We start from the raw sequence: 21739 nt of genomic DNA on the forward strand, positions 1-21739 counted from the left end.
GGGCAGCGGCCCGGGTCACAGGAAGTCGGACGGCGGCGTGGTCTGTTCCCTCTGGAACGGCCGGCTGCCGGGCCCTGGTGGCGGCGAGGGCGGACCGGGGCGGCGGCTCGCGCCGAGCGTCAGGCTCAGGCCCTCGGCGAGCGGCACCGGCGTGCCCGCGACCAGTCGGGACCGGGTCTGGCGGCGGACCTCCAGCACGGCGCCGCCGTCCTGGCTGCGCTGCACCCGGTACGCCCCGCCGGGCCGGCGGACGAGCCGCGGGTGCGGGCCGCCGACGCCGCTGACCTCGAACTCGTACCAGCCGCGGGACCCAGCGTCGGCGGTGAGCTTCCCGAGTTCGCGGCCGCGGTCGTCCAGCAGCACCAGCTCCAGTCCGGCCGGGGACCGGCCGGTGCTCTTGATCCGGAACCGGACCAGCAGCGCCATCACGGCGACCACCACGAGGGCGCCGAGCAGCAGGAGCGCCCACCACCACTTCTGCAGGAAGGTCGGCGGACGGGTGACGGTGACGGACAGCGGGCTGTCGACGACGACCCGGTCGCGGTCGGAGGTGTCGACGACGGAGACCTTGCCGCCCACGGTGACGCCGTCGCGGCCGAGTAGCCGGCTGAACGCCTTGCCGTTGCCGGCGGTCAGCGTGACGTCGACGGTGCGGGACTCCTTGGACGCCAGCGTGATCGAGTCCGGGGACAGCGTCAGCAGGCCGGGGGCGACGTCGGTGACCGTCGGGCGCAGGGTGTGCGGCGCCGTGTCGTCGTTGCGCAGGGTCAGGGTGCCCTTGAGCGCGTCCCCGGGGTGGACGCGGTGGTCGCCGTCCAGTGAGAAGGCCGCGGTGACCAGTGGCACCGCGGGGGAGACCACCGAGTTGAACGGGCGGTTCTGGTCGGCGGCGAGGCCGGAGGCGGTCAGCGTGCTGGAGGCCGTGATCCGACCGGTGGCGCCGGCGGGAATGGTGACGGTACCGGTGAACGTGGCGTCGCCGGCCTTGGCGTCCGGGGCCACGCCGTCGTCGGCCAGCTTGATCGGGACGGACGGGAAGCCCTCGCCCTCCAGGACGGAGGTGACGCCGAGGTCCTTGAGGTCCTGCTGATCGGTGATCTCCAGGCCCTTGCGGGTCTGCAACTTGACCGTCACCACGGCCTTCTCGCCGACCCGCGGCGACGGCGGGGTCAGCGTGATCGAGCTGTTCAGGGCGCCGCGCCAGAGCACGCTGACGCTGGCCAGCTGGGACCGGTGGCCCTCGGGGGCGTCCAGGTGGACTCGCCACGAGCCCGGCATCGGGTCGGTGATGCGCAGCGACTCGACGGCCTTGTCCCGCCCGGAGAACTCGAAGGTCGAGTCCGGGTCGGACCCGGGACCGGTGATCTGGCGCCCGCTGGGGTCGAAGTAGGTCGCGGTCACCAGCGGGTCGCCCTTGTCGACCACGATGCTGCCGACGGTGGCCAGCGGGGAGATCCGCACCGACAGGTCGGCCGGCGGGCGACCGGTCTGCACGCCCTCGGTCCGCAGGCAGTGGGCGGCGGCGAAGGCCGCCTCCAGTGCGGCGCCGACTTCGCCCGCGTCCTTCACCACCGAGGCCCGGGGCTTGGCGCCGGGGAGGCTGACGCAGCCCTCCTGGAACCCGCCGGAGGCCATCCGGTCCAGGGCGGCCTGGTCGGGTTCCGCGCCGAAGCCGAGCGGCCAGACCTGGATGTGGGCGGCCTTGGCGGCGGCCAGTGCCCCGGCCAGTGCCTCCTCGCCGGCGGCCATCCGGTGGGCCGGGTCGCCGCCGTACGCGGGGCTGTCCGTGACGTCCAGTTTGCCGTCGGTGAGGATGAACAGCACCCGGGGGACGGCGGGGTCGGTGGTGGTGGTGAGCCGGCTGACGCCCTGGAGGATCGCGTTCGGGAAGTCGGTGCCCTGGCCCTCGGCGGCGGTGCGGTTGTGCAGCTTGGCGACGCAGACGCCGATCTGGTCGCGGCCGGCGGCGTCCAGGACGGTCGGCGGGCAGACCTCGTCCACCGGGTGCTGACCCGGCTGGTCCGCGCTGGCGAAGCCCAAGATGCCGACCGTCGAGGCGTGGTGGACCTCGCCGAGGGCGATCCGGACGGCGGCGGCGCGCTCGCGTTCGAGGTCGGCGGGTGTGAGGCTGCCGGACTCGTCGACGGCGACGGCGTAGTTGACCGGGCCTATGGTGGCCGTTGGTGTGCCGGGCGCGGGCGACGGGTCGTCGGCGGCGGCCGGACCGGCGGGCAGGCCGGTGGTGAGTAGGGCGGCCGCGATGACGGCCGCGGCTCGCCCGAGGCCGCGCCGCGGTCGCCGGGGCCGGGTCGCGGCCGTCGCGGCGCGCTTGCGGGTGGGCGCGAGGGACAGGTGGAGCACCGTCATCTCCTCCGGATCAGGGTGCGTGCTCCCGGCCGACCGGCGTGGCCGGCAGGGAAGTCGGCGGGTGGGGGCAGGCCGGGTGCGCTCAGGCGAGCAGCATTCCGGCGGTGGTGAGGACGGCGCCGGGCGCCAGGCAGCCGACGCCCCAGCGGATCCAGCGGTACTTGGCGGCCAGGATGGCGCTGACGTCGACGGCCTGGACGAGCAGCCAGCCGACCGGGTCGCGACCGGCCGCCGTGACCCGGTCGGCCAGTGCCGTCCGGCCCCCGGTGGGCAACAGGTCACCGAAGTAGGTGACGCCCTCGTGGTCGCGCTGGGTGCCGGTGCGGGGCAGGATCGCCCGCACCAGTGCCACGGCGCCGACCGCCCAGAGCGCTCCGCCGAGCGCGAGCAGGGCGGCGGCGAGCCCGGCCGGGCGGCCGTCCGGCCAGCTGCGGCCTAGCAGCAGGGCCGGCAGGCCGAGGGCGGCGGTGAGCAGGATCGAGGCCTTGGTGTCGGCCCGGCCGATGTCCTCACGGACCGCGGCCAGCAGGCGGTCCGCGACGAAGCGGGTCTCGTCGGAGGCGTCCGGGGTCGTCGGGGCTTCGGTGACGGCGGGGGCCGTGGGGGCGGCGGGCGTGGCACGGGTCTCGGTCATGGCGTCACCGGCCGCCGTCCGGTGACCAGGACCGGTCGTCTTCCCGGGCGGTGCGGGGCTCCCAGTCGTCGAACGCCTCGCTGGGCCGGCGGCGCGGCCCGGCGTCGGCCGCGGCGTGTCGGGGTGCCTCCGGTTCGGCGTCCAACCAGGAGGGGGTGTACGGGCGTTGACCGTCGTCGAGGTCGCCGGCGGAGTCTCGGCCCGGCTGGTCGCGGCGGGCCCGCGGTCCGTCGTCCCCGCGGTCCGTCCGGGGCTCGGACCAGGGGTCGTCCCACCGCTCGCCGCCGTTCCGCTCGGTGCGCCGGGTGCGGACGGTCGCGTCGGCGTGGTCGGGCCCGGCGTTCCCGCCGTCGTCCCAGGGGTCGTTCCAGTCCGCGCGGCGCTGGTCACCGCGGTCGTCCGCGTCGTACCGCGCGTCCCGGTCGTACCGCCCACTCCGGTCGTCCCAGCGGTCGTCCGGGTCGTCGGGGCGCCCGCCGGCCGGGAGTTCGCCGCGCCGGGGCGCGGACCGCACCGGCGGCCGGCCGAAGCTGCCCTCGACCCGGTACACCCCGGTGCCCAGCAGCTCCCGGACCTGGCTCTCCAGCTCCGCGGACTGGATCACCCCCTTCTCGACCAGGTCCAGGGTGTGTTCGAGCAGCTCGCGCCTGTCCGCGCGGGCTTCCTGGCGCAGCAGCTCCATGAAGGCGCGGGCCTCGCCCGGGTTGTCGGCGAGCATGAAGCAGATCCGGCTCCACTCGCCGCCGTCGAGCATCACCCGGAACTTCTGCATCCTCAGCTGCAGCAGCTCGCCGGTACGGTGCTCGCCCGTCAGCGTGTGCACGTGCTCCCGCTCGGCCATCGTCCCCCGGTGGTCGTCGTCCCGGACCTCCTCGGCCTGCGTGATGGTCTTGCGGTCCACGGTGAAGCGGACGTACAGCTCCGCGCGCAGCCCGAGGTCGTAGCCCAGGTCGTCCCACTGGCCGTTGCGGCAGGCGGACTTGACGGCGCGGTCGGCCTCGGCCGCGGCCGACACCGGGTAGCCGGCGCAGACGCCGCGCAGGCGCTCGGTGAGCGGGGCCCGCAGCCGGACGGCGACGTTGGTGACCTGCTCGTCCACCACCTTGAGGTAGTCGGTGACCGTCCACTGGACGTCCACCTCGACCTCGAAGAACGTGGTGCCGCCGGCCGCCGGCACCTGGAGCGACAGCCGGGTGACGTGGGTGCCCCGCGCCACCTCGCACACCGTCACCGGGCGGGCCATGAAGGGGCGGCCGACGTGCTCGTCGCCCATCGCGGTGACGACGCTGTGACCGCCGTTGCGGTAGAAGACCACCAGCGCGACGCCGGCGCCGGGCCGCCGGATGCCGCTCTCCGGGCGCGGGTACTCTCGCAGCAGCGGGCCCGCGGGGTGCGCCGTCGCCGGCCCGGCCTTGCCGGGGGACTTCCGGGCGGGCTTCGGGTCGTCCGTCATCGTTCGTCCTCCTCCGTGGCCTGGCGGCTCCGGTCCCGCTGGCTCCGGTCCCGCTGGCTGCGGCCGGAATCGGGCCGGCCGCTGGTGGCGAGGTGCCAGAGCCGGCGGGCCGCCGCCTTCTCCAGCGGGTCGTCGGGGTCGTTCATCATCCGGCGCAACAGCCAGTCCAGGAGCTGCCGTTCGCGGTCCTCGGCGAGCAGGGAGGGCAGCAGCGCGGCCAGACCGCGCCGGGTGTCCGGGCCGTCCTCCAGCCCGCCGTCCTCCTCGGGGACGGCCCCGCGCAGCCAGTACTCCAGGCAGTCGACGGCGGCCTCGTGCGAGCGCGGGGTGCGCAGCGCCGTCCACATCAGGTCGGCCAGGGCTTTGACCCGGTCCGGGCGGGTCGCCGCGAGGGCCAACGGCAGCGGCCAGTCCAGGAGGTCCGCGAGGTCCGGCGAGGCCTCGCCGTCCCACACCTCGCCGACCGTGGTCAGCGCCAGCCGGACGGTGGTGAGCAGGCCGAGGTCCTGGTACGGCACTCGGCGGTCGGCCGTCCACACGGTGATCCGGCGCAGCACCGCCCGGTCGTCCGGGCCGGACAGCAGCCGTACGACGCTGTGCGAGGCGAGCGGCGCCTGGTCGTCGTCCTCGTCGGCGCCGATCCGGGCCAGCCGGTCGAGCGCCTCCTCCACCGGGGAGATGTGGCCGAACCCGAGCGCCATGGCGGCGGTCCAGCGCAGCCGGATCGAGTCGGAGCCCGCCCAGCCCCGGACGAGGGCCCGGACGGTGGGCCGGTGGCTCTCGTGCCGGGCGGTCTGATCGAGGACGGTGGCGGCGAACGCGCGGCGCTGGGTGGCGGGCGCGGTGGCCATCGGGCGGACCAGCTTCTCGTAGCCGGTGGCGAAGTCCCGGGCGCACAGCTCGCCGGAGGCCAGCGCCGCCCGCACCCAGACCTCGGGCCGCGGGTCGTCGGCGAGCTGCCGCATCCAGCGGACCACCGGCTCGCGGGCCGGGTGGTGGCGGTCCCAGACCTCGGCGAGGACGGCGGCGGGCAGCGCCGCGCCCCGATAGCGGACGATCCGGGCGGGGGCGCCGATGCCTGCCGTCTCCACCTCGCCGGTGGTCAACTCGGCCCGCAGGAAGGCGAGGTCGGAGGTCGGGTCGTCGCAGAACAGTGGCCGGGCGGGCGCGTTGGCCGGGTCGCGGGTGACCGCGAGCTCCCAGGTGAGCAGGTGCGCGGCCTCCGCGACGGTGCTGTGCGCCGAACCGTTGAGGACGGCGAGGGCGATCCGCGACGCGGTCGGGTGCAGCACCGTGGCGGCCGAGCGTTCGTTGGTCTCGGCGGTGTCGGCGATTTCCCGGTCGGCGCCGGCGAACCACTCCTGGGCCTGCTGCGGGGCGAAGCTGGCGCAGCCGTCCAGCAGGTCCGCGCGGGTGAGCCGGCCCAGCACGTGGGCCGCGATCAGGTCGGCGAGCAGTTCGGCCTCGGCGGGTCGGAGGTCCTCCAGGCCGACGGCGGCGCGCACCTCCGGGTCGTCGACCAACTCCTCGGCGCGTCCGGACGTCCGGGCGCTCGGGCCCCGCCCGAACGCCTCCCAGGGCTCCGGATCCGGGTCGTCCCCGGACGCCCGGCCGGTCTCCTCCGCCAGCCGTTCGGCCAGCCGGGCGCGCAGTAGCTCCTCGGTGGGCGCGGGCGGGCAGATCAGTCCGTACCGCCCGGAGAGCAGCGGCGCCGCGGTGGGGCCGGCGGCGACCACCAGCATGGCGTAGGAGTCCCGGGCGGCCAGGGACGCGGCGAGCGCGTCGAGTTCGAGCTCCTCGGGCGGCAACACCGGACGGCCGCCGCCGGACGGGAGTTCGAGCAGGTAGCCGCGCCGCCGGTCCTCGCCGTCGCGCACCATGGAGACCAGCCGGCTCACCGGGGTGTCCGGCGCGAGCCGGGAGACCCGGGCGGACGGCTCCTTCTCACCCTCCGCGGCGGGCCCGTCCGCCGCCCCGTCGTCGACCGGCTCGACCTCGGTCAGCTCGTCGAGCAGTGCCAGCGCGGTGCAGGTCCGGCCGGTGCCCGGGGCGGCGGCGAGCACCAGCACGTGCTGGCGGCGCAGCGCCCGCTGGAGACCGACGTACCCCTCCGGTTCGCGGTAGATCCGGCGGACCCGGCGCAGCTCCGCCTCCGGCACCGGGCCGCTGACCGCGCCGACCGCCTGCCGGCTGTCCAGGCGCAGGTGCACGTCGCCGATGTGGGCGCGGTGGAACACCGAGCGGTCGAAGAGGTTGTGGTCGCCGCCGACCTGGTAGGAGGAGCGGGCCGAACGGTGGGCGCGGGAGGTGGCGGCCATTCCGGTGGCGCCGCCGCCCTCCTCCTCCTGCTCGTCCAGCAGACGGTCGCGGCTGCGCTCGCGGAAGCGGCCGGCGGCGCGCTCGCGCTCGGAGCGCTCCTGCTCCTCGCGGTCGTGCTCGGGGCGCCCCGGTTCGTCCTGGTCGTGCTCGGGGCGCTTCGGCTCGTCCCCGGCGCGCCCCGGCTCCTCGTCGGCCGGCCGACGCGGCGCGTGGTCGCGGTCGGCGTGGTCGCGGTCGTCGCGGGCCCGGTCGTCGCCGCGTTCGCCGCGGCGGTCCCGCTCGCCGGGGTCCCGCCCGCGGTCGTCGCGGGACCGCTCATCGCGTCCGCGCTGCTCTGGGGCGCCGGCCGGGAGCTCCGGGCGGCCCTCCGACCACCGGTTGGCCCGCTCGCGCGGCTCCTCCGTCCGGCGCTCGGGGGGCGCGTCGAGCGCTTTGCGCAGTTCAGGCACGGCGGACTCCCCCGGTGGTACGGCCGATGTGCACCGGCGCCTGGTAGGTGTTGTCGCGGTGCACCGAGAAGTCGCCGCCGACGCTGATCGCGCCGGGCGCCCCGCCGTCGGCGCCGCGACCGTCGGACGTCCCACCGGTGGTCGGCTCTGCCGCGGCCGGCCCGTCGGTGTGCGGTTCCTCGTGTTCGGGCACCGAGGCGGGCCGCGGTCGGCCCGGCAGCCGGACCCAGGCGGGCACCTCGCCGTCCTTGAGCCGCAGCCGGGCGGGCGCGTAGTGCTCGGGATCGACGAAGCGGCCGCCGTGGCGGACCACCTCCCGGTACAGGGAGTCGGAGACCACCACCACCAGGTCGGCGCGGTCGCGTTCGAGCAACCGGCGTGCGGCGTCCGCGTCCGTGAGTCGGCAGGCGAGGTCCACGGCGTGGCCGCTGACCCCCTGGGCGTCGTGGGTGACCGGGCCGACGTGCAGGCCGATCCGGAGCCCGAGCGGCATCCGAAGGTCGCGGTTCTCCTGGCGCAGTTGCTCGTGCACCTCGGTCACCCAGACGCCGATGATCCGCGCCGGCGGTACGGTCGAGGCGATGGTCGCCAGGACGCCGTCGCCGCGGTCCTCCCGGTGGACGACCCGGGTCGGCACCCCGGCGCGGGCGAACGCCCGGTCCAGGACGGTGTAGAGCTGTCGGCGCATCCGGGTCTTGCCCGGATCGTCGTAGGCGCCGGATCTCCGCACGTCCACGCCCACCACCAGCTCGTACACCGCGTCGACTGCCTGGTCGTCCACGTTCACCCCCATGGTTGTCTTCGACACGTCGTCAGGATCCGGCTCCGCACGCCGGGTTGTCTGTGGCGGTTTACACGCGCCGGGTGGTGGGTCCGGGCGCGCCTCCCGCGCGCCGTCGCGCCTCCGGCCGTTGGTCGTAAGGCCGTTGGTCGTACGGCCCACGCGCGAGCAACAACAGCGGTGCGGGGGCGAGGATCTCCACCTTCCGGGTGCCGGTGCGCACCAGGCCCTGGTCGCGCAGGAGCCGGAGCGCCTTGGCCACGGCCTCCCGGGTGGCGCCCACGGTGGCGGCGAGGTCGTCCTGGGCCAGGTGCACCACCGCGTCGGCGCCGTCCCGGCCCGGCCGGGAGGTGGCGTCGGCGCCGGAGAGCTCGACCAGGCGGCGGGCGAGCCGCTGCACCACGGTGAGCGAGGCCAGCGCCGACCGCTCCCGGTCGGAGTCCCGGAGCCGGGAGGCCAGTTGGGTCATCACCTGACTGCCGACCCGGGGACTTTCGGCCAGGAACCGGCGGAACCCGTCTCCGGGGATCACCAGGGCCTCGACCGGGCCCAGCGCCTGGACCGTCGCGCTGCGCGGACGCTGGTCCAGCGCGGCCAGCTCACCGATGAGTTCACCCGGCCCGCGGAGCCCGAGGACGAGCCGGGTGGCTCCCCGGTCGATGGCCGTGAAGACCGTGGACCAGCCGGTCAGGACCAGCAGGACGTGCGTCGAGCGGTCCCCCTCGGAGAGCAGGTGCTCCTCCGGTGCGAAGGTCCGCGCGGCCCCGAGCGAGGTGAGGGCTTCGAGATCGTGGGCCGTGAGTGTTCGGGCGAACGGCAGGTTGCCGCCGAGCAGGCCCATGCCACCCCCTGGTGATCACCAACGGCCCTGATCCGGTCTGACGTTGGGAGATCGTAGACCCGCTGGAAGCGGATTTTGGCCAGATTTCTCACAACGAAAGTGATGTGGTGCTGGAGGGGCACACGAGACCTGTGGGGCGTCTTCACAATTGCCCGTCGGGCGTCTGACTGAACGATGAAGTCACAGGTCAGGGGAGGGTTTGCAGCAGGCTTGGGCCGATTTTGGACACGATTCGGACATCTCTTGGCAACAGTGCGGTGTACACGTTCAATGCGCCGGCGTGCGCCCCCGCGCGCGAAATCCCGGGGTCGCTCGGTAGTCTGCCGGGATGCCTTCATCGCACGGTAGGACCAGCGCGCCGCCCGAACCGGTGGATGATCCGGCGGTCGTGCTGTCGGGCTTCGGTCCCGTCGGCCGGGCCTACGCCGAGCGGCTGCTGACGAGGGGCGACGAGATCGCGCGCGACCACGGCGTCCGGCCGAGGCTCGCGGCCGTGCGCGTGGGATCCGCGCAGGTCCTGGTGCGCGAGGGTGAGCCGGTACCGCCGCGAGCGGCGTGGGCCCCGCTGACCGCGTTGGAGCACACCCTCGAACGGACCGGCGCGCACGCGCTGGTCCAGGCGCTGCCCTCGTCGCCGCAGGCGCAGCGGCAGGCCGCCGAGGAGGCCGCCCTGGCACTGCGCCGGGGCGTCCACGTGGTCACGGCGACCAAGAGCCATCTGCTCAGCCACTGGCGGGAGCTCGGCGACGCCGCGCGGGCGGGCGGCAGCCTGATCAGGATCTCCGGCGCCACCGGTGCCGCCCTCCCGGCGGCGGACCTGGCGCGAACCGGCGTGCGCGGTCTCGGCTGCCGGTCGATCCGGGCCTGCCCCAACGGGACCGCCACCTTCGTCCTCGACCGCCTGGCGGCCGGCGACTCCCTGGACGAGGCGGTCCTTGAGGCGCAGCGCCGCGGCATCGCCGAAGCCGACCCCACGGCCGACCTCTCCGGCGGCGACGCGGCGACGAAGGCCCGGCTGCTCGCGGCCCTGCTCTGGGGCTGGGACCCGGCGGCCGTGCGCGTCAGCGCGGAGGCGGTGGACGCGCGGGCCGCCCGGGAGGCGGTGGCCGCGGCCGCCCGCGGGAAGCGACTGCGCGCCGTGGCGACTGCGAGCGCGGACCACCCGCTGGTGGTCGAGGTCCGGCTGGAACGGACCGTCCCCGGCGACCCGCTGCACGCGCTGACCGGTCCGGAGAAGGCGGTCGTCTACGGCTGCCCCGACGCCGGGGACATCACCGTGAGCGGTGGCCGTTCCAGCCCGCTCGGCGCGGCGCTCGCGATGCTGCGGGACACCCTCGACGTGCTGGCGCCCCGCCGGCTCGGCTTCGGCTGAGCGGGGGCGCCGGCGCGGCGCAGGCGGGCTGTGGGCTTCCCCGGCGGGGCCGTGTGGGACCACCGACCAGCACCTGGGACTGCAAGGCCAGCGCCAACCAGCTCTGGCACCTGCCCTCCTGACAGGGCGTAGGCCCCGCCCTTACCATGCACACCTCAGGCCTGTTGTCGGACCGCGCCCTCGGTGGTCCGACGACAGGCCCGCGCATGCGCGCACCCCACCCTCACCACCACGTCCGGGAATGACCATGAGACGACCTGTGATCCGCGCCCTGGCGGCGGGAACAGCCCTGTTCGCGTTCGCCATGACAACCGCCGGGGGTGCCACGACGGCATCGGCCGACACCACGGCCGCCGCCGCCGCGCCCACTGTCCTGACCGGCGCCCAGCTGGCGGCCTCCTGGGACGGCCCACTCAGCACCCGGGGCCGGTACATCGTCGACGCCTCCGGAAACCGCTTCAAGCTGAAGGCGGGCAACTGGGCCGGCGCGCAGGGCACGTGGGAGGGCAGCGGCTCGACCACCGACCCGGCGAACAACCAGGCCGGCCAGGTCTCGTACAACCTCCCGCTCGGGCTGGACCGCGCGCCGATGGGTGAAATCCTGAACGGGTTCCACCAGTTGGGGATCAACAGCATCCGGCTGCCGTTCGCGAACGCGCTGATCCACGACACCTCGACGGTGCCGGACGTGGCGGTGGCGGCCAACCCGCAGCTCAAGGGCAAGACCCCGCTGCAGGTCTACGACGCCGTCGTGGCGGCGCTCACCGCCGACGGCTTCGCGGTGATCCTCAACAACCACACCACCAGCTACCGCTTCTGCTGCGGCCTGGACGGCAACGAACGCTGGAACAGCGGTCAGAGCACCCAGCAGTGGGAGGACGACTGGGTGTTCATGGCCAACCGCTACAAGGCCAACAAGCGCGTCGTCGGCGCCGACCTGCGCAACGAGGTCCGCCGCGACACCTGGGACGACCCCAACTGGGGCATGGGCGACAGCCATGACGAGAACGCCGCCTTCGAGGAGGCCGGCAACAGGATCCTCCAGGCCGACCCCGACATGCTGATCATCATGGAGGGCATCAACTGGTACGGCATCCCATCGGCTCTCTTCTCCCACGGCCGCCCGATGCTCACCCCGGTCGCCACGCTCTCCAACACCCTGATCAACTCCGGCAAGTTGGTCTACGCCGCCCACTTCTACGCCTACACCGGCCCGGCCAACACCGGCGCCGGCAGCGGCCCGGGCTCGACCAGCGACCCGCGTTACGAGGACTTCACGCCGGACCAGCTGGCCTCGGTGGTCAACCAGGAGGCGCTGTTCGTCACGCAGGCCGGCCAGCACTTCACGGCACCGGTGTGGGTGAGCGAGTTCGGCGCGGGCGGGCGCGGCTCGACCGACGCCAAGGAGCAGGCCTGGTTCCGCAACTTCACCGACATCCTGGTCGCCAACGACACCGACTTCGCCGTCTGGCCGTTGGTCGGCTGGCAGAACGGCGGTGTTCCGCAGGATAGTTGGGCTCTACTCTCGTACGACGCGAACGGCGGGCAGCTGTCGTTGGAGGACCAGGGCGACTGGCGGGCCGCCGACTGGAACAAGCTGGTGAACGCGCCCTCGTACACCGGCCAGGTGGCGCGGTCCGCGCACTGGAACCAGCTCAACCTGGACCACGGCGACTACAACGTGTCGACGCGCATGATGGCGCTGCCCGACTGGAGCGGCGGCAACCGCAAGGGCAACTGCCCCGACGGTGAGCGCCTGATCGGCCTCGGCCGCAGCGACAGCCGGGGCCTGTGCACCGACGCCGGCGAACCGGCCACGGGCGCCGGGGACTGGGTGACCGTCACCGACGAGCGGTACGTCACCGAGGGCGACTGGGCGTCCGGCTACAACAAGCTGCAGTGCCCGGACAACACCTTCGCCGTCGGATACTCGGTGCACGGCAACGCCATGTCCGCTCTGCTGTGCGCCCCGGCCGCCGCGAAGCTGCCGCTGGCCGGCCGCAACGTCTGGTTCGACCACGCCGACAACCGCCCGTCGGCCCCCACCGGCTCCGACTCCGCGGCGAGCGACTGGGCGCCGGGCTACCACAAGGGCCAGTGCGCCTCCGACGAGTACGTGGCGGGCGTCGGCTACACCTGGCGCTGGCTCCACTACGGCGTCCCGGACGTCCTGCTCTGCCGCCCGCTCGGCTGAGCACATGACCGTTGCGTGATTCTCAGCGGTTCTCTCGCTGAGTCTCTTCCTGCTTCATCGACCGCAGCCAACTCCGGGGAGTGAGGTCTTACGTGGTCTCCCAGCCCCCACGGGTGCGCGACAGCCAGCTCGGCCCCGCGCCGGTTGTGCTCCGCCGCGGCTGCCAGCACCCGGCGGCGCACGGCGCCAGACCGCGGACGCGGAGGAGCCCGCCGCCCCGCCCGGCCGGCGGTGGGGCGGCGGGCACCTCAGCAGCCCCGGTTCACTCCGCCTCGGGCGGCCACGGACTGTGCGCCGCGACCTGGGCGCGCAGCCCGCGCAGCGCCCGGGCGGAGGCGATGCCGACCGCGCCGCTGACCCGGCCGTCCCGTACGCACACGGCGGCGAAGCGGTGTTCGGCGGGGCTGCCGTCGACCACCTCGAAGCGCTCGGCGCCGCCGGGTCGGCCGAACACCTGGACCCGCAGCCCGTACTGGTCGGTCCACAGGTAGGGGACCGGTTCGTAGGCCTGCCGGGCGCCGTCCGGGCCGGCCAGCAGGTTCCGGGCGGCGTGCATCGCCTGCTCGGTGGCGTTGGTGCGCTGTTCGAGGCGTCGGCGGCGGCCGGTGCGCGGGTCGGGCCAGGAGGCGGCGTCGCCGGCCGCCCAGACGCCGGGGCCCGCGGCGCAGTAGGCGTCGCAGACCACGCCGTCGTCCAGCGGGACGCCGCTGTCGGCGAGCCACTCGGTGGCCGGCTCGGATCCGATGGCCATCAGCACGGCGTCGGCGGCCAGTTCGGAGCCGTCGGCCAGCCGCACGCCGGCCGCCCGGCCGTGTCGTTCGAGCAGTGCCGTGGCCACGCCCCGGTGGATCCGTACCCCGTGCTCGCGGTGCAGGTCCGCCAGCAGCGCGGCCGTCTCGGTGCCCAGGACGGCGGCCAGCGGTGTGGTGGTGGAGGTCAGCCAGGTCACCTCGGCGCCGAGTCCGACGGCGGTGGCCGCCGCCTCGGCGCCGAGCAGCCCGCCGCCGACCACCAACAGCCGTACGCCCGACCGCAGTTCATCGCGCAGGGCGATGGCGTCGGCGAGGGTGCGTAGCACGTGCGCCCCGGGCAGCGGCGCGTCGGCGCCGGGGAGGCGGCGCGGGCGGACCCCGGTGGCCACGACGACGGCTCCGCAGCGCACCCGTCGGCCGTCGGACAACTGCACGGTGCGCTCCCGGCGGTCCAGTCCTTCGGCCCGCACCCCCAGGCGCAGGTCGAGCCGGAGCTCCTCCAGTGCCTGGGGGCCACGCAGGGTGAGGCGGTCGGGCTGCCACTCGCCGCCGAGCAGGTCCTTGGACAGCGGCGGGCGGTCGTACGGGAGTTCGTCCTCGGCCCCGATCAGGGTGAGTCGGCCGTCGTAGCCGGACCGGCGCAGCGCTTCGGCGGCGTGCAGACCGGCCGCGCCGGCGCCGACGACGGCCACGTCCCGCAGAGCGGTCACACCTGCTCCAGGCGGATCGCCGCGGCCGGGCAGGCCGCGGCGGCGTCCTGGACGGCCTGGTGGAGTTCGGCGGGCGGCTCGGCGTCGAGCACGACGACTATGCCGTCCTCGTCGCGCTGGTCGAAGACGTCGGGGGCGGCGAGTACGCAGTGCCCGGCGCCGCAGCACTTCTCCTGGTCGATGTGGATGAGCATGGTCTTCCCTTCGGGACATGGCCGGTCGGGGCCCTGGTGGGGGCTGACTCCGGTGGATGTTAGGCGTGTTGGGGTGCTTGCCACTCGGCGCTCGGTCGCGGCCCGGTAGGGCCGGGTCACCAGGCGACCGGCAGCTCGTGGACGCCGTAGACGAGCATCTCGCCGCGGAAGCGGATCTCCTCGAACGGTACGGCCAGGCGCAGTTCGGGCAGTCGCCGCAGGATGGTGTTGAGGGCGATCTGCAGTTCCAGTCGGGCGAGCGGCTGGCCCAGGCACTGGTGGACGCCGAAGCCGAAGGCCAGGTGGAGGCGCGCGTCGCGGGACAGGTCGAGCTGGTCGCCGTCCGGGAACTGCTGCTCGTCCCGGTTAGCGGTGCTGATCATGCAGACGACGCCCTCGCCCGCCCGGATCCGCACACCGGCCAGGTCGACGTCCTCGACGGCGACCCGGGTCAGGCCGGAGTGCACGATGGTCAGGTAGCGCAGCAGCTCCTCGATCGCCGCGGGGGCGGTCTCGGGGTGCCGGCGCAGGTGGGTGAGCTGGTCGGGGTTGCGCAGTAGGGCGAGGACGGAGAGCGCGGTCATGTTCGCCGTGGTCTCGTGGCCGGCGACCAGCAGCAGCCGGCCCATCGCACCGATCTCCTCGGTGCTCAGTTCGCCGCGGGCCACCAGGCGGCTGAGGATGCCGTCGTCGGGCTGGGCGCGCTTGGCGTCGGTGAGCTTGACCAGGTAGTCGGACAGGCGGGCCTGGGCGGCGGTGACGTCCTCGGCCGAGGAGTCGCGGCGCAGCAGGACGCGGCTGCACTCCTGGAAGAAGTCGTGGTCCTGGTAGGGGACGCCGAGCAGCAGGCAGATGACCAGGGACGGCAGCGGCAGGGCGAACTCGCGGACCAGGTCGGCGCTGGAGCGTCCTTCGGTCATGCGGTCCAGCAGGTCGTCGGCGATGCGCTGGACCTCGGGGCGCAGCGCCTCGACCTTCTTGATCATGAATTCGCCGGTGAGCATCCGGCGCAGGCGGGAGTGCTCGGGGTCGTCCATCCGGATGAAGGTGGGCTGACCGGAGTTCAGCTGCCGGGCGCCCGCGCTGATGAACGGGAACCCGGGCCGGGTGGAGTCGGAGCTGAAGCGGGCGTCGGAGAGGACCGCCTTGATGTCCTCGTGGCGGGTGACCAGCCAGCTGGTCGAGCCGTCCCAGAGGGAGATGCGGCTGACCGGTTCCTCCTGCCGGGCCTGCCGGTAGGCGGGCGGCGGGGCGAACGGGCAGGCGCCGCGGGCGGCGGGGTGGGTGAAGCGTGGGGTCTTCGCGCCAGTGGCCATCAGGGGGGCTCCCCTTCTCGGAGCTGGGTGGGGCCGGCGGTGCCGGTCGGATGGGCCCGCAGGTGTGGTGGGGCAGGGCCCGGGCCATTTACGTGCCAAAAGCAACTAACTGACCGTCACGCTAACTCGCGTTACGTGGCGATGAAAGGGCGCATCGGGTGACGGTCGAATCTGTCCGAAATCCGGTCACCGCTGCCCGCCGGAGCCGCGGACCGCACCGGATCGCTACAGTTCCCCCATGCCGGACGCCGAAGACGATCGGACCACCGCCTCCGACCTGGAGGCCGTACTGGCCTCGCTGGCCTACCTGCTGACGCGTTCGCAGGAGCACGAACGCCGTACCGCCAAGGCGGGCATCACGGCCGCCCGCTCGGACGTCTACCTGCTGCGCGCGCTCGCCGAGACCGAGGGGGCCAGCCGGGTGAGCGACCTGGCCGACCGGCTGATGGTCAAACCCTCCCACGTCACCCGGCAGATCGACCGCCTGCAGGGCCAGCGACTGGTGGAACGCACCCAGGACGCGCTGGACCGCCGGGTCCGCCAGGTGGCGATCACGGACGACGGGCGGAAGATGCTCGACCGCCTGAAACAGGCCAACACCGCCGGACTCACCAGTGCGCTGGACGGCGTCCCGGAGCCCGACGTCGCCGCCGCGGTCAGCGTGCTGCGCCACCTGGTGGACCGCTACGTGCACCGGGTGCGCACCACCATGCTGTCCGAGGACGACCCGCTCCCGGAGCGGTCCGCGCCCGCCGCCGGTTGAGCGACGAGACCATCCGGGTACGTCCTTCGTCATGTCGGACGAGAAGAACCGCGCCGTGGCCGAGGCGATCCTCCCGCTGGTCGGCGGCGCCGCCAACATCCGCTCGGTCGCCCACTGCATGACGAGGCTGCGGCTGGGCCTGGCCGACCGCTCCCTGATCGACCACCAGGCGCTCAGCGCGCTGCCGGCCGTCCTGGGCACGGTCGAGGACGACACCTTCCAGATCGTCCTCGGCCCGGGAGCCGTCGCCGGGGCCACCGCGCAGCTGCGCCGCCTCCTGGACTCCGACGGCGGGACCGAAACGGGGAGCGTCCCCACCGCCGAGGCCCTCGCCGGGCGCGGTGAGCGGATCCGGGCGGAGACCCGCGTGCGCAACGCGACCCCGGCGAAACGGGCGCTGCGCCGGATCGCGAACATCTTCGTCCCGCTGATCCCCGCCCTGATCGGGTGCGGGATCGTCGCCGCCCTCTCCGGGGCGCTCGCGAACCTCGGCTGGGCACCGTCACTGGTCACCGCCCTGGGGCCGGTCTCCGCGGGCTTCATGTCCCTGCTCGCCGTCTTCGTCGGCTACAACACCGCGAAGGAGTTCGGCGGTACGCCCGTGCTCGGCGGGGCGGTGGCCAGTGTGATCGTCTACGCGGGCGTCGCCAAGGTCGAGGCGTTCGGCCACCACCTCACCCCCGGGCAGGGCGGAGTGGTCGGGGCGCTCGGCGCCGCGCTGCTGGCCGTCCAGCTGGAACGGTGGACCAGGCGGATCCTGCCAGCCGCCCTGGACGTCCTGGTCACCCCCACGATCACCGTCCTGTTCGGCGGCCTGGCCGCCCTGTTCGGCCTGATGTTCGTCGCCGGGGAGATCTCCACCGCCATCGGCCACACCGCCACCTGGCTGCTCGCCCACGGCGGCCTGCTCGCCGGGCTCGTGCTCGGCGGCCTCTTCCTGCCGCTGGTCATGCTCGGCCTGCACCAGGCACTGATCCCGATCCACACCACCCTGATCCAGCAGCAGGGCTCCACCGTCCTGCTGCCGATCCTCGCCATGGCCGGCGCCGGCCAGGTCGGCTGCGCCGCGGCCGTCCACCTGAGGCTGCGCCACAACGCCTCCATCCGGGCCGTCATCAGGTCCGCGCTCCCGGCCGGCCTGTTCGGCGTCGGCGAGCCGCTGGTCTACGGGGTCACCCTGCCGCTAGGGCGCCCGTTCATCACCGCCTGCGTGGGCGGGGCCGCCGGAGGCGCCTTCGTCGGTGCCGCCGGCCAGCTCGGCGGCGCGGTCGGCTCGACCGCCATCGGCCCCTCCGGCTGGGCCCTGTTCCCCCTGCTGGCCGGCCCGCACGGGATGGCCGCGAGCGCCGCCGTCTACGGCGGCGGACTGGTGACCGGCTACGTCGTCGGCTTCCTGGCCACGTACTTCTTCGGCTTCACCCGGGAGACGCTCGCCGAGTACAACGCCCGCGCCGCGGACCCTGCTGCGGCTCCCGCTCCCGTCGCCGCTCCGAGTCCCGCCGTCACCGCGGACGGTGGAACGCCTCCCGGCGCGTGAAGCCTCCCGCCGGTCGCCGCCCCTCGAACGCTGCAGTGGCCGACCGTCAGTTCACCCCGCGCGCCCGCCGGCCGTTCCGGAGTTCGACAGCTGCTCGGACCTCCGCCAGCGCGCGAGCACGGTCGACCGGTGGCGGTTGGAACCGGCCGGCGGCCGCCCCGATGTGCTCCTCCCAGCGGTCCTGCCAGAACTCGACCGTCCAACCGGGCCATCGCTCCGGCATCTCGTACGCCTGCGCCGACGCCCCGAGCACCCACCGGCCTACCGGCGCCGCCGCGGATCGAGACGGATCCCCGGACCATCGAGGGCACCGCCGTCGGCCCCGCCGGCAGGGCACCGGAATCGGGCTGCCACGAATTGCTACCGGTCGGGCGCGGCGGTCTCGATGGCGGCGAGCAGGCGGGCGTGGACGGCGCCGGCGGCGTCGCGGGTGGCCGGGTCCGGGTCGTCCAACTGACCGGCGATCAGCTCGGCGGCCGCGGCCAGCACCGGGACCGGCACGGTCGCGGTGCGCAGGTGGAGCAGCTGGGAGGCGGCGCGCTCGCCGGCGGTGGTGGCGCGCGAGGTGGGGATGAGGTGCTGGAGGCCGCGGGGGAGCTGACTGGTCATCGGCCCATTGTCCCGGCTCCGGCACGTCCTCCCGGCCGGGTCGTGGGCTCGTGGTCGTTTCCGGGGGCTGGAGGAGCGCTCGGACAGCTTCGGTCGAGAGGCCGATCCCTCATGCATCCCGTTCCGGAGAGAAGCTGGCCCGTCGGGTGCATCCCGCCTTACGGTGGCGCCATGAGCGATCACTCGGAAGCGCCTGTCACGCCCGTCGAAGCCTATGAACCTCCCTACTACATGGCTGTCTTCACGGCGGTGCGGACCCAGGACCAGAGCGGGTACAGCGAGACCAACGCCCGCATGGAAGACCTGGTGAAGGAGATCCCCGGGTACCTGGGGATGGACTACGCTCAAACTCCCGGAGGGCTGGCCATCACCGTCGGGTACTTCCGCGACGCCGAGGCCCTCACGGAGTGGCGGTGCAACGTCGAGCACCGTGCGGCGCAGAAGCGCGGGCAAGCCGAGTGGTACCAGAGCTACACGCTGCATGTGGCGAAAGTGGAGCGGAGCCACGGGTTCACGCGAGCGTAGGTCCCGCAGCGCCCGAGGGCAGTGGTCGGGCAGCGGCGCGAGGGGCGAACACCCGGAACTTCCCGCTCATCCGTTCCCGATCCTCCGGCCGCCTCCGTCTCACGGGCTGGGTGCCCGCGGGACGGAGGCGGCCGACCCGCACGGGACGGGGTCGGACCGGCCCCGGCCTACGTCCTCGACGGACGGGTCAGTTGGAGAAGTCCTGGGTGAGCCAGACGGTTCCACTGGCATCCCGGTGGACGGCGATGCCGATGTGGGTGAACTCGCTGCTGAGGATGTTCTTGCGGTGGCCGTCGTCCGGCGGTGTCTCGTTCAGCATGTCCCGGGTCAGGCCGACCGCCATGGCGGCGATGTCCTGGGCCGAGGTGGAGACCCCGTTGCCGTAGCCTATGTTCTCCCCGACGGCGTTCCACTGGACGCCCGCGGCCGTCTCCCGCGCCCCCAACTCGGCCTCGCCCGGGCACTGGTGGGACATTCCGCAGCCGCTGGCCATCGTCTGGTTGTGGGCCTCGGCGCTGCTGGTCAGCCCCGACGTGATGGTGTAGGCGGGCAGACCCTGGGCGGCCCGCGCCTGGTTGATCAGATTGAGGACCTGCTGCACGGCGTCCGAGCTCGAACCGGTCTGCGCGGCCGGGGTGGTGGGGGCGGCCGGGGTGGTGGGTGCGGCCGCGGGGGCGGGGGCGTGCGTGGCCGGGGTGGACGGGGACGACGGCGCGGACGTGTGGGACGCCGGGGTCGAAGCCGGAGCGGAGGGCCGCGCCGAGTGGGAGCCCTGGGACTCGCCGCCGGGGCGCGCGGTCGCGGATTCCGAGGTGTGGGAGGCCGGAGCGGACGGCGACGGCGACGGCGAGGCGTACGAGGCTTCGGCCGAGGCCGGAGCGGAGGGCTGCGCGGCGTGCGGGCCGGCCTGGAGGCGGTGCTGGTCATCGGAGTCGCTCTGGTGCCAGTGCTGGTGGTGCTCCTGCCACCCGGCGTGGCTCGCGTGCGTGTGGGAGCCGGGCGCGGCGGAGGCTCCGCTCGCGCTCAGCAGCGGCAGCATGAGGCCGGCGCCGACGATCCCGGCGGTGGCGGCCAGACGCGGGGTGTGTCTCCGGCGCGCACGGCGATGCCGGCCGGTACCTGAATTCAGCATGGGGCGTCCCTCTGCGACGCCTGCGAGGTGAGCTGTCGGGTTCGGGCCGTGAGGTAGCCCGGCCGCACGCAGCGGCTTCACCCCTAGCCGCACCCGTCTCGTCCGCGAACGGGCCGAGCAGGGCGCGGCGAAATACCTGGTTCCCCCGCTCCTGCCCGGTGCACTGCTCGACGTCCGGCCGACCGGTGGACAGGACTCGGCGTCCCGGCGGCAGGGTTCGCAGGTGCGAACAGCCCGAACGCTAGACAGATCGGCCCGGAAGACACAAGTTCGTATGATGCACATCACATGGACCTCCGGCGAGCATCTGACCGAATGCCATATCAGGGACACAGCGCCGCATAAGTACCCTAATCGGACAAAGCTCCTGGTTGTCGACGCCGGCCTCGACGGCCGCCGCCCCGGGAGGCGGGGGTGGACAAGGTGGTCGGCTCGCGTCGGTCGGCGATCGGCCCGCGCGTGCGGCCGCGCTTGAGTTCGAGGAATCCCGACGCCGACGACTGCACCGCCCGCACCGACCCGGCCTTCGCCGCCGGCGACCGCATCAGCGTCGTCTGCAGGGCGCGCGAGCAGGTGAACCCGGTGCGGCGCAGGTGCCCGGGGGCGTCTGGACGGCGCCGGCATCTCCCGCGGGGTCCGCATCGGTACCAATGTGTGGGTGGGGGTCTCTCTGTGCGCACGCATCCTGCCCTGTGCACACGCATCCTGCCCAAGGGGTACTCATCAAGCACGCGGGCAGATCGGACGGGGCCGGCGCCGGAGAGGGATGCCGAACCGGATCCGGCTCCTGGGGGTGATCATCACGGGCCTCCTCTGGGGCGGCTCCCCGTTGGAGCCGGCCTGAGGTCATGCCACCGGGCCGAGGTGTACACGGCGCCGTGCCCGTGTGCCGTCGGGATGTCAGTGGTCTGCCGGTGACATGAAGGTGGGCAGGTGCAGGCTGGTGGGCATGACCGAGCTTCGCGCATTGTCCGACGACGGCCGTCCCGTCACCGCCCTGGACGACGGGTCCGGGCCGATCCTGCTGGTGGTTCATCCGGGCGGCGGGGATGCGACGTCCTGGGACGGCGTCGTCCGCCGCCTCGTCGAGGAGTTCCGCGTCGTCAGGGTTCGGCGGCGGATCTACGTGCCCGGCGCGGACATCGCCCTGCCGCACTCGATGGCCGTCGAGGCGGCCGACGTCCTCGCCGTAGCGGACCTCCTGACGCCGCCGGTGCTCCTGGTGGGGCACTCCTCGGGCGCCGTGGCCGCACTGGAGGCCGCCCTCCTGAGGCCGGTGGCGTTCGCCGGGCTCGTCCTCTACGAACCGCCCATGCCGACAAGGCAGTTGGTCGCCGGACCGGCGGGGGCGCGGGCCCGCGCCGCGCTCGAGGCCGGCGACCCGGTCGAGGCGATGCGGATCCACATGGGGGAGATCGTGCGCGTGCCGGCGTACCTGGTCGATGCCATGTTCGCCGACGGGGGCCTGCGGGAGAAGCTGTGCGCGTACGCGGCGGCGCAGATCGCGGAGGACGAGGCTCTCGACGCCCTCGGCACCGGTACCGACCGCTTCGCGGCACTCGGAACCCCGACGACCCTGATCGAGGGCGACCTCAGCCCCGCCCACCTGCGCGAACGCCTGGCCGACCTGGCCGGTGCCCTGCCGCAGGCGCGAGTCGTCACCCTCACCGGCCAGGGACACGCCGCCCACCTCACCGCCCCCGGCGCCCTGGCCGCCACCATTCGAGACGCGGCAGCTTGGAGCGGGCCTTCGCCCGACGCCGACTGCTAATTGCCCGTCAATATCCACAC

Annotated in this window: 18 protein-coding genes and 1 riboswitch; of the genes, 6 read left to right on the top strand and 12 right to left on the bottom strand. The window is 74.1% G+C overall.

What is annotated here, in order from left to right; translation table 11 throughout:
• Positions 1-15: 15 nt before the first annotated feature.
• The 6 genes from ACWC9T_RS09065 to ACWC9T_RS09090 form a co-directional block, all read right to left on the bottom strand.
• On the bottom strand, positions 16-2367 hold the full coding sequence (locus ACWC9T_RS09065) for a choice-of-anchor X domain-containing protein (RefSeq protein WP_449820382.1): 2352 nt from the start codon (positions 2365-2367) through the stop codon (positions 16-18).
• Between the two features lie 82 nt (positions 2368-2449).
• On the bottom strand, positions 2450-3001 hold the full coding sequence (locus tag ACWC9T_RS09070) for a Pycsar system effector family protein (protein WP_449820383.1): 552 nt from the start codon (positions 2999-3001) through the stop codon (positions 2450-2452).
• 4 nt (positions 3002-3005) lie between these two features.
• Entirely contained in the window at positions 3006-4454 is a 1449-nt protein-coding gene (locus ACWC9T_RS09075) for a hypothetical protein (RefSeq protein ID WP_449820384.1), read from the bottom strand.
• Complete coding sequence (locus tag ACWC9T_RS09080; protein ID WP_449820385.1) at positions 4451-7222, bottom strand: hypothetical protein; 2772 nt, start codon at positions 7220-7222, stop codon at positions 4451-4453. The genes ACWC9T_RS09075 and ACWC9T_RS09080 overlap by 4 nt, the downstream gene beginning before the upstream one ends.
• Positions 7215-8030 carry a hypothetical protein gene (locus tag ACWC9T_RS09085; protein WP_449820386.1) on the bottom strand — a complete coding sequence of 272 codons (816 nt, stop codon included), beginning with the start codon at positions 8028-8030 and terminating at the stop codon, positions 7215-7217. The genes ACWC9T_RS09080 and ACWC9T_RS09085 overlap by 8 nt, the downstream gene beginning before the upstream one ends.
• Positions 8031-8073: 43 nt before the next feature.
• Positions 8074-8844: a Crp/Fnr family transcriptional regulator gene (locus ACWC9T_RS09090; protein WP_449820387.1), complete on the bottom strand. Its 771-nt coding sequence runs from the start codon at positions 8842-8844 to the stop codon at positions 8074-8076.
• A 328-nt stretch (positions 8845-9172) separates the two neighbouring features.
• Between ACWC9T_RS09090 and ACWC9T_RS09095 the strand changes: the two genes are divergently transcribed.
• Both ACWC9T_RS09095 and ACWC9T_RS09100 read left to right on the top strand, forming a co-directional pair.
• Positions 9173-10216 (top strand): homoserine dehydrogenase, encoded by a 1044-nt coding sequence (locus tag ACWC9T_RS09095; RefSeq protein ID WP_449820388.1) that lies wholly within the window; start codon positions 9173-9175, stop codon positions 10214-10216.
• A gap of 247 nt (positions 10217-10463) precedes the next feature.
• Entirely contained in the window at positions 10464-12410 is a 1947-nt protein-coding gene (locus ACWC9T_RS09100) for a glycoside hydrolase family 5 protein (RefSeq protein WP_449820389.1), read from the top strand.
• Between the two features lie 262 nt (positions 12411-12672).
• Here ACWC9T_RS09100 and ACWC9T_RS09105 read toward each other — a convergent pair whose 3' ends face one another.
• The 3 genes from ACWC9T_RS09105 to ACWC9T_RS09115 all read right to left on the bottom strand — a co-directional run bounded on the left by ACWC9T_RS09105 (position 12673) and on the right by ACWC9T_RS09115 (position 15382).
• Complete coding sequence (locus tag ACWC9T_RS09105; RefSeq protein WP_449820390.1) at positions 12673-13872, bottom strand: NAD(P)/FAD-dependent oxidoreductase; 1200 nt, start codon at positions 13870-13872, stop codon at positions 12673-12675.
• The gene (locus tag ACWC9T_RS09110) at positions 13869-14066 is read right to left on the bottom strand and encodes a ferredoxin (RefSeq protein ID WP_449820391.1); all 198 of its coding nucleotides are present in this window, start codon (positions 14064-14066) and stop codon (positions 13869-13871) included. Before ACWC9T_RS09110 ends, ACWC9T_RS09105 begins: the two co-directional genes overlap by 4 nt.
• Positions 14067-14182: 116 nt before the next feature.
• On the bottom strand, positions 14183-15382 hold the full coding sequence (locus ACWC9T_RS09115; protein WP_449820392.1) for a cytochrome P450: 1200 nt from the start codon (positions 15380-15382) through the stop codon (positions 14183-14185).
• Positions 15383-15620: 238 nt separating this feature from the next.
• Here ACWC9T_RS09115 and ACWC9T_RS09120 point away from each other — a divergent pair, with 238 nt between their 5' ends.
• Both ACWC9T_RS09120 and ACWC9T_RS09125 read left to right on the top strand, forming a co-directional pair.
• Positions 15621-16145, top strand: coding sequence for a MarR family winged helix-turn-helix transcriptional regulator (locus ACWC9T_RS09120; RefSeq protein WP_449820393.1), 525 nt, complete (start codon positions 15621-15623; stop codon positions 16143-16145).
• Between the two features lie 31 nt (positions 16146-16176).
• The gene (locus ACWC9T_RS09125) at positions 16177-17682 is read left to right on the top strand and encodes a PTS transporter subunit EIIC (RefSeq protein ID WP_449820394.1); all 1506 of its coding nucleotides are present in this window, start codon (positions 16177-16179) and stop codon (positions 17680-17682) included.
• 46 nt (positions 17683-17728) lie between these two features.
• On the opposite strand, the gene ACWC9T_RS09130 is transcribed toward ACWC9T_RS09125, so the two are convergent.
• Positions 17729-17905: a hypothetical protein gene (locus tag ACWC9T_RS09130; protein WP_449820395.1), complete on the bottom strand. Its 177-nt coding sequence runs from the start codon at positions 17903-17905 to the stop codon at positions 17729-17731.
• A gap of 137 nt (positions 17906-18042) precedes the next feature.
• On the bottom strand, positions 18043-18291 hold the full coding sequence (locus ACWC9T_RS09135; RefSeq protein WP_396249103.1) for a hypothetical protein: 249 nt from the start codon (positions 18289-18291) through the stop codon (positions 18043-18045).
• Positions 18292-18462: 171 nt separating this feature from the next.
• Here ACWC9T_RS09135 and ACWC9T_RS09140 point away from each other — a divergent pair, with 171 nt between their 5' ends.
• Positions 18463-18816, top strand: a complete 354-nt coding sequence (locus ACWC9T_RS09140) for an antibiotic biosynthesis monooxygenase family protein (protein ID WP_449820396.1) — start codon at positions 18463-18465, stop codon at positions 18814-18816.
• 187 nt (positions 18817-19003) lie between these two features.
• Here ACWC9T_RS09140 and ACWC9T_RS09145 read toward each other — a convergent pair whose 3' ends face one another.
• Complete coding sequence (locus tag ACWC9T_RS09145) at positions 19004-19948, bottom strand: CAP domain-containing protein (RefSeq protein WP_449820397.1); 945 nt, start codon at positions 19946-19948, stop codon at positions 19004-19006.
• Positions 19949-19950: 2 nt separating this feature from the next.
• A riboswitch (cyclic di-AMP (ydaO/yuaA leader) is annotated at positions 19951-20119 on the bottom strand.
• Positions 20120-20897: 778 nt separating this feature from the next.
• Between ACWC9T_RS09145 and ACWC9T_RS09150 the strand changes: the two genes are divergently transcribed.
• Complete coding sequence (locus ACWC9T_RS09150; RefSeq protein ID WP_449820399.1) at positions 20898-21719, top strand: alpha/beta fold hydrolase; 822 nt, start codon at positions 20898-20900, stop codon at positions 21717-21719.
• Positions 21720-21739: the final 20 nt, after the last annotated feature.

This window comes from Kitasatospora sp. NPDC001159, assembly GCF_053598235.1.